The sequence below is a fragment of the Curtobacterium sp. B18 genome (assembly GCF_000333375.1).
Taxonomy (GTDB): domain Bacteria; phylum Actinomycetota; class Actinomycetes; order Actinomycetales; family Microbacteriaceae; genus Curtobacterium.
The window spans coordinates 20,865-28,028 of the sequence record NZ_BACZ01000016.1 but is presented as its reverse complement, the minus strand read 5'-3'; the positions used below and the strand labels follow the sequence as shown (position 1 = coordinate 28,028).

The 7,164-nt window shown below is 73.1% G+C and carries 6 protein-coding genes; 5 read left to right on the top strand and 1 reads right to left on the bottom strand.

The window, feature by feature from the left end; all coding sequences use genetic code 11:
* Positions 1–161: 161 nt before the first annotated feature.
* From I5E_RS00500 to I5E_RS20805, 4 genes are all read left to right on the top strand, one after another.
* Positions 162–872 carry an L-ribulose-5-phosphate 4-epimerase gene (locus tag I5E_RS00500; RefSeq protein WP_022905279.1) on the top strand — a complete coding sequence of 237 codons (711 nt, stop codon included), beginning with the start codon at positions 162–164 and terminating at the stop codon, positions 870–872.
* On the top strand, positions 869–2,392 hold the full coding sequence (gene araA, locus I5E_RS00495; RefSeq protein ID WP_022905278.1) for an L-arabinose isomerase: 1,524 nt from the start codon (positions 869–871) through the stop codon (positions 2,390–2,392). The genes I5E_RS00500 and araA overlap by 4 nt, the downstream gene beginning before the upstream one ends.
* A 25-nt stretch (positions 2,393–2,417) precedes the next feature.
* Positions 2,418–3,683: a D-arabinono-1,4-lactone oxidase gene (locus tag I5E_RS00490; protein ID WP_305791135.1), complete on the top strand. Its 1,266-nt coding sequence runs from the start codon at positions 2,418–2,420 to the stop codon at positions 3,681–3,683.
* 118 nt (positions 3,684–3,801) lie between these two features.
* Complete coding sequence (locus I5E_RS20805; RefSeq protein ID WP_022905276.1) at positions 3,802–4,713, top strand: hypothetical protein; 912 nt, start codon at positions 3,802–3,804, stop codon at positions 4,711–4,713.
* 61 nt (positions 4,714–4,774) lie between these two features.
* Here I5E_RS20805 and I5E_RS00480 read toward each other — a convergent pair whose 3' ends face one another.
* The gene (locus tag I5E_RS00480; RefSeq protein ID WP_022905275.1) at positions 4,775–5,728 is read right to left on the bottom strand and encodes an ArsR/SmtB family transcription factor; all 954 of its coding nucleotides are present in this window, start codon (positions 5,726–5,728) and stop codon (positions 4,775–4,777) included.
* Positions 5,729–5,784: 56 nt separating this feature from the next.
* Between I5E_RS00480 and I5E_RS00475 the strand changes: the two genes are divergently transcribed.
* Entirely contained in the window at positions 5,785–7,113 is a 1,329-nt protein-coding gene (locus I5E_RS00475) for an MFS transporter (protein ID WP_022905274.1), read from the top strand.
* Positions 7,114–7,164: the final 51 nt, after the last annotated feature.

The following is a 7,164-nucleotide window of genomic DNA, read 5'->3' as shown; positions in this document are numbered from 1 at the left end:
GCGACCGGTCAGGACGCAGCGGCCGCCGCCGCGACCGGCCAGGACGCAGCGCCGCCCGCTGCGACCGGCCAGGACGGCCCCGGGACCGACGCGACCACCCCCGAACCCGAGCCGACGACGGCAGGCGACCCGCGCCTCCAGGCCGAGAAGGAGCCGACACGATGACGGACCCGACCACCGACGAGACAAGGGCGGCCGTCGCCGCCGCGCGGGAGCGCGTCGCGCGCCTGCACGGCGAACTCGTCCGCTACGGACTCGTCATCTGGACCGGCGGCAACGTCTCCGAGCGGGTGCCGGGGACGGACCTGTTCGTCATCAAGCCGAGCGGGGTGTCGAGCGACGAGCTCCGCCCGGAGAACCAGGTCGTCTGCACGCTGGACGGCGTCCCGGCAGACGGCTGGGACAACGCGCACGGCCCGTCCTCCGACGCCGCGGCGCACGCCTACGTGTACCGGAACATGCCCGAGGTCGGCGGGGTCGTGCACACGCACTCGACCTACGCGACGGCGTGGGCGGCACGCGCCGAGGAGATCCCGTGCGTGATCACCGCGATGGCGGACGAGTTCGGCGGACCGATCCCGGTCGGCCCGTTCGCGATCATCGGTGACGACTCGATCGGCCACGGCATCGTCGACACCCTGAGCGGCCACCGTTCGCGGGCGGTCCTCATGCAGAACCACGGCGTGTTCACCATCGGCAAGGACGCCAAGGACGCGGTGAAGGCCGCGGTGATGTGCGAGGACGTCGCACGCACCGTCCACATCGCGCGGCAGGGCGGCGAGACCGTGCCGATCGCCCAGGAGGACATCGATCGACTCTTCGATCGCTACCAGAACGTCTACGGACAGAACCCCGAAGGAGCCATGCGATGACGCAGGTGAACCCCCAGGCCACCCTCGACAGCTACGAGGTCTGGTTCCTCACCGGGTCCCAGGGCCTGTACGGCGAGGAGACGCTGCGCCAGGTCGAGGAGCAGAGCCGTGCCGTGCACGAGCAGCTCGCGCCGCACGTGCCCGTGAAGCTCGTGTGGAAGCCGGTGCTGAAGGACGCCGACGGCATCCGCCGTGCCCTCATCGAGGCCAGCGCCGACGACCGGGTCATCGGCGTGACGACGTGGATGCACACCTTCAGCCCCGCGAAGATGTGGATCGGTGGCCTGCAGGCGCTGACGAAGCCGCTCCTGCACCTGCACACGCAGGCGAACGTGACGCTGCCGTGGGCGGACATCGACTTCGACTTCATGAACCTCAACCAGGCCGCGCACGGCGACCGCGAGTTCGGCTACGCCCTCGCTCGTCTCGGCGTCCGGCACGCCACCGCGGTCGGCCACGTGTCCGACGAGCGCGTGCAGCGGCGCGTCGCGGACTGGACCCGTGCGGCCGCGGCCGCCGCCTCGGTCCGCGAGCTCAAGCTGACGCGCTTCGGCGACAACATGCGCTACGTCGCCGTCACCGAGGGTGACAAGACCGAGGCCGAGATCGAGCTCGGCGTGCAGGTGAACACCTGGGCGGTGAACGAGCTGGCCGCGGTGGTGGCCGAGGCCGAAGCGGACACGGCGGCGGTCGACGCGCTCGTGGCCGAGTACGACGCGCAGTACGACCTCGTCGACGAGCTGCGTGACGGCGGGTCGCGCCGTGCTTCGCTCCGCGACGGTGCCGCGATCGAGCTCGGCCTCCGCACCCTGCTGGAGCGGAACGGCTCCGCCGCGTTCACCACCAACTTCGAGGACCTCGGCACGCTCAAGCAGCTGCCCGGCCTCGCCGTCCAGCGGCTCATGGCCGACGGCTACGGCTTCGGTGCCGAGGGCGACTGGAAGACGGCGGTCCTGGTCCGGGCGATGAACGTCGCCGGCGCCGGTCTGCCGGGTGGTGCGAGCCTGATGGAGGACTACACCTACGACCTCACGCCGGGCGCCGAGAAGATCCTCGGCGCGCACATGCTCGAGGTCTCGCCGACCCTCACCACCACGAAGCCGACACTCGAGATCCACCCGCTCGGCATCGGCGGCAAGGACGACCCGGTGCGCCTGGTCTTCACCGCCGACTCCGGCGAGGCCGTCGTGGTCGCGCTGTCCGACACCCGCGACGGCTTCCGCCTCACCGCGAACGTCGTCGACGTCGTGCCCCCGACCGAGGCCCTGCCGAAGCTGCCCGTCGGCCGTGCCGTCTGGGAGCCGCGACCGTCGTTCCCCGTCGCCGCCGAGGCCTGGCTCACCGCCGGCGCCGCACACCACACCGTCATGACGACGGCCGTCGGGCTGCAGGTCGTCGAGGACTTCGCGACCATGGTCGGCACCGAGTTCCTGGTGATCGACGAGCACACCACCGCGCGCGGCTTCCGCGACGAGCTGCGTCTCCAGCAGACGTGGCACCGTCTCGACCGCGGGTTCTAGGGCGACGGACCGTACGATGAGCGACGTGATCGCAGCGCAGCGCACGCGGACGAACTGGGCCGGCAACGTGACATACCGTGCCTCCGGGCTGGCACGTCCGACATCCGTCGCGGCGGTCCAGGAGCTGGTGTCCAGGACCCCGCGCCTGACGGCGCTCGGCTCGCGGCACTCGTTCAACACGATCGCCGACACCGACGCGCTCCAGGTCTCGTTGGCGGACCTGCCGCCGGTGCTCGACATCGACACGGACCGTCGGGTGGTGCGCGTCGCCGCCGGCATGATCCACAGCCAGGTGGCGGCGGGCCTGGAGGCGCGGGGCTGGGCACTCGCGAACCTCGCCTCCCTGCCGCACATCTCCACCGCCGGCGCGGTCGCGACCGGCACGCACGGGTCCGGCGTCCGCAACCCCTCGCTCGCGCAGGCGGTGGTCGGCCTCGAGATCGTCCGCGCCTCCGGGGACCGGGCGTTCGTCGACGCGTCGACACCGGACGGTTCCCTCGACGCCCACCGGGTGGCACTCGGCGCCCTCGGCGTCGTCACGGCGGTCGAGCTCGCGATCGAGCCGACCTTCCAGGTCGCCACGACCGTGCACCTCGACCTGCCGTGGGAGGCCGTCGCCGCGCACTTCGACGCGGTCGTGTCGGACGCGTACTCGGTGTCGCTCTTCACGTCCTTCGACGACCGCGGCGCACGGCAGGTCTGGGTCAAGCACCGCACGGACGAACCGGCGCCGGTGGTGGACCTCGTCGCGCTCGGTGCCCGCCCGGCCGACGGGCCCGTGCACCCGGGGGAGAACGACCCCGCCGGTGTCACCGAGCAGGGTGGTGTGCCCGGACCGTGGTCCGAGCGGCTGCCGCACTTCCGGTCCTCCTTCACGCCGTCGACCGGGGCGGAGATCCAGGCGGAGTACCTGCTGCCGGCCGGTTCGGCGGTCGAGGCGCTCCAGGCCCTCCGCGCCCTGGAGCCGGTCTTCGCGCCGATCCTCATCGCCGCCGAGGTCCGGACGATCGCCGCGGACACCGCCTGGCTCGCACCGTCGTCGGAGCGGCAGTCGGTCGGGATCCACTTCACGTTCCGTCGGGACGCGGACGCGGTGGCGGCCGCGGTGGAGCGGATCGAGGACGTCCTCGCGCCGTTCGACGCCCGGCCGCACTGGGGCAAGGTGTCGGCGGCGAGTGCCGAGCGGTTGCACGAGGCGTACCCGCGGCTGTCCGACTTCGCGGCGCTCGCCCGCGACCTCGACCCGACGGGGCGGTTCCGGAACGCGTTCCTCGCGCGCATCCTGAGCTGACCGGGTGGCCCCGACCGGGTGCCGACGGTCGGGGCTCACAGCCGGTTCGGATGACATCTCCGGCCGATCCACCGCGGCGTTCCTGAGCGCTCACATGTGCGATCACAAAGGTTGGGGCATGGCGAACCTCAACCGCATCATCGGCATGGCCGGCAAGGTCATCGACAAGCAGCTCCAGAAGCGCGGGCAGGCGGGACCCGCGGCCGGCGCCGGGCAGCAGCAGGGCGGGAGCGACTGGCGTGACATCGTCCGGAACGCGGCGGACCGGCTGACCGGCGACGACCGGAGCCGACAGTCGCAGCAGCACGGACAGCAGTACGGCCAGGGCCAGGCGCCGCAGGGCCGGGCCCAGTACGGCCAGCCGCAGGACGGTCGGTCGCCGCAGGGCCACGTGCCGTCCGGGCAGCCGCGACAGCCGCAGCGCGGACAGGTCGACCCGGACCAGGTCGCGATCGCCAAGTACGACTACCTGCTCCGGACCGCGCCGCCGGAGCAGCTCGAACAGGTCCACCACGACGCCTTCGCCCGCCTCACGCCCGGGCAGCGTCAGCAGATCCGCGACCGACTGAACTCCGAACTGCCCCCGCACGAACACCTCCGCGACGACTCGGCGGGCGGGATGGCGCGTGCGATGACCCGGGGCGAGGTCGCCCGGCCCGGCCTCGTCCGGCGGGTGCTCGGCGGTGCCGGCTCGGCCGGACGTGGCCGCGGCGGCGCGTTCGCCGGTGGGGCTGCGGTCGGTGCCGGTGCGATGGCGCTCGGCGGCCTGGGCGCGGCGGTCGCCGGCGGTGCGGTGCTGAGCGCCGCCGCGGGTCCGGTGCTGGCCGAGGCCGCGAACCTCGGGGTCGACTTCGAGGGCATCGCGTCCGGGTTCGGCGACCTCGGGCTCGCGGACCTCGGCGGTGGTGTCGAGGGGATCGCGGGCGAGGGCGAGCAGCTCCTCGGTGGGCTCGGGGAGCAGGTCTCCGGCCTCGGCGAGCAGGCGTCGAACCTCGGCAACGACTTCCTCGGGGGACTGTTCGACCGGTGATCGTGGGCGACCCGCCCGTGCGTGGCGGGCGGGACCCGTCGCCTGCCGCAGCCGCCGTCCGTCACGACCGGGTCAGGGCGTCCCCGACGGTGCTCCGGTAGTACAGGACGGCCCGGCCGTACCGTGACCGGTTCAACAGCCCGCCCCGCTCCATCACCCGCAGGTGCTGGTTGACCGCCGAGGTCGACACCCCGAACCGCAGCGCGAGGTCCGTCGACGACGCCGGCTCGCCGAGCGCTTCGAGCAGCGCGGCGCGGGTCGCTCCCAGCAGGTCCCGGACGGAGCCTGCGTCCGGGTGGCCGGAGGTCGACCACATCGCCCCCTGTCCGCGCGCCGGGTACATCACGGTCGGCGGCAGGTCGTCGTCGATCGGCACCGAGGCGCGCACCACGAACATCGACGGCACCAGCGTCAGGCCCTCGCCGCCGATCGGTCGGTCGCGCGCGACCGGGCTCGTCAGCTGCACGTCGAGGTCCGTGCCGTCGTACCGCACCGATTCCGACAGCCCGCCGAGCACCGTGCCGATGCCCGCGTGCGCCGCGGTGCGCGCCCGGTGGCTGATGTCCGCCTGCAGCACGGCACGCATCCGGGCCCAGTGCGGCGCGAAGCAGAGCTCCCACGCCGTCGCGAGCGCCTGCTGCAGCCGCTCGACGACGGCCTCGTGCCGACCGGTGAAGACCGGTGGCACGGTGCCGTGCACCCGCTCGAGGTCGGCGACGATCCGCGCGCGGGGGAGTCTCCCGAGTGCCCGGAGCTCCTCGTCGAACAACGTCAGCGGTGACGCCGGCCGGGGGTTGACGAAGTCGGCCACCCACCGGCGCTCGTCCACGAGACCGAGCAGGACCTCGTCGTCGAGCAGCGGACGGACGGCGGCGATCCGGTCGAGCCACGGCTGCTGCAGCGGGTAGCGATCCGGTGCGCGGAACGCGCGGAGCCCGAGGCCGAGTTCGGAGAGGGGCGAGATGCCGAACCGGATCGCCGAGACGTCACTCGGTTCGAGGTGGTACCGGATCATGAAGCCCCACGCTACATCCGTTGTCCAGACACCCGCGTGCCTGCGAGAACTGGACCATGAGCACCACCGCGGCGTCCCGGGTCCCGATCACCACACTCGTCCGGGACGACCGGGTGCTCCGACGCCTGCTCGTCGTCACCTTCGTCGACACCCTCGGGCGCGGCGCGTTCTTCACCCTCACCACGCTGTACCTCACCACGATCGTCGGCATCGCCCCGGTCGTCGTCGGACTCGGGCTCACGGTCGCCGGGGCGGTCGGCGTCGCGAGCTCGCTCGTGTTCGGGCACCTCACAGATCGGCGCAGCTCCCGCCGGATGCTCGTCTGGCTGCACGTCGTCCAGGGCCTCGCCCTCGTCGGGTACGTCGTCGTGCACGACCTGCCGACCCTCGTGCTGACGGCATCCGTGGTGACGTTGGCGCAGCAGGGCGGCGGCTCGGTGCGCTCGGCCGCGGTCGGGCGGGCGTTCCCCGGGAACGAGCGGGTCCGGGTCCGGGCGACGATGCGGACCGTCACGAACGTCGGCATCGGGCTCGGCACGGCGTTCGCGGCGATCCCGCTCGCCGTCGGGACGGGTGCGGCGTACCGGGTGACGATGGTCGCGGCGGGTCTGCTCTTCCTCGCCTCCGCGGTGCTCGTGCTCGGTCTGCCGGCGGCACGGATCGACGCCGCGTCCGCAGAACGGACCGACACCGGGACGGTGGTCGTCCGGACCCCCGCCGGACGGAGCCCGTACCGGGACGTGCGTTTCCTGACGATCACGATCCTCACCGGGGTGTTCGGCATCCAGTTCGGCCTGTTCGAGGTCGCCGTGCCGCTCTGGGTCGTGCAGCACACCGTCGCACCGGACGTCCTGGTGTCGCCCTTGCTCCTCGTGAACACGATCGCCGTCGTCCTGCTGCAGGTCCGGATGAGCCGGGGGACGGACACGGTCGCCGGTGCCGCCCGGGTGATGCGGTACGCGGGCTGGCTGATGGCCCTCGCGTGCGGGCTGTGGGCGGCGGCCGGCTGGGTGCGGGGCGACGACTGGGTGCCGATCGCGCTCGCGGGGGGACTCCTCGTCGTCGCCGCGGTCACGCACTCCCTCGCCGAGATCACCTCGAGCGCCGCCGGCTGGGCGCTGAGCTTCGAGCTCGCGCCGGCGGACCGGGTCGGCGCGTACCAGGGCGTCTACGGCACGGGGTTCGCCGTCGGTGCGATGGTCGCGCCGACGGTGGTCACGGTCACGGCGATCGACCTCGGGACCCCGGGCTGGGCGGTCCTCGCCGTGGTGTTCCTCGGCGCGGCACTCGGCACCGCACACGTCGCCCGACGGGCGGCGTCACCGGCCGTCCCGACGCCCGCCGAGCCCGCTCGGCCGGACGACCCCGAGACGCATCGGGAATAGACCGGGGGCGCACCGCGATTGGACCGTTACGTCGTGCGACGTCCCGTCGCG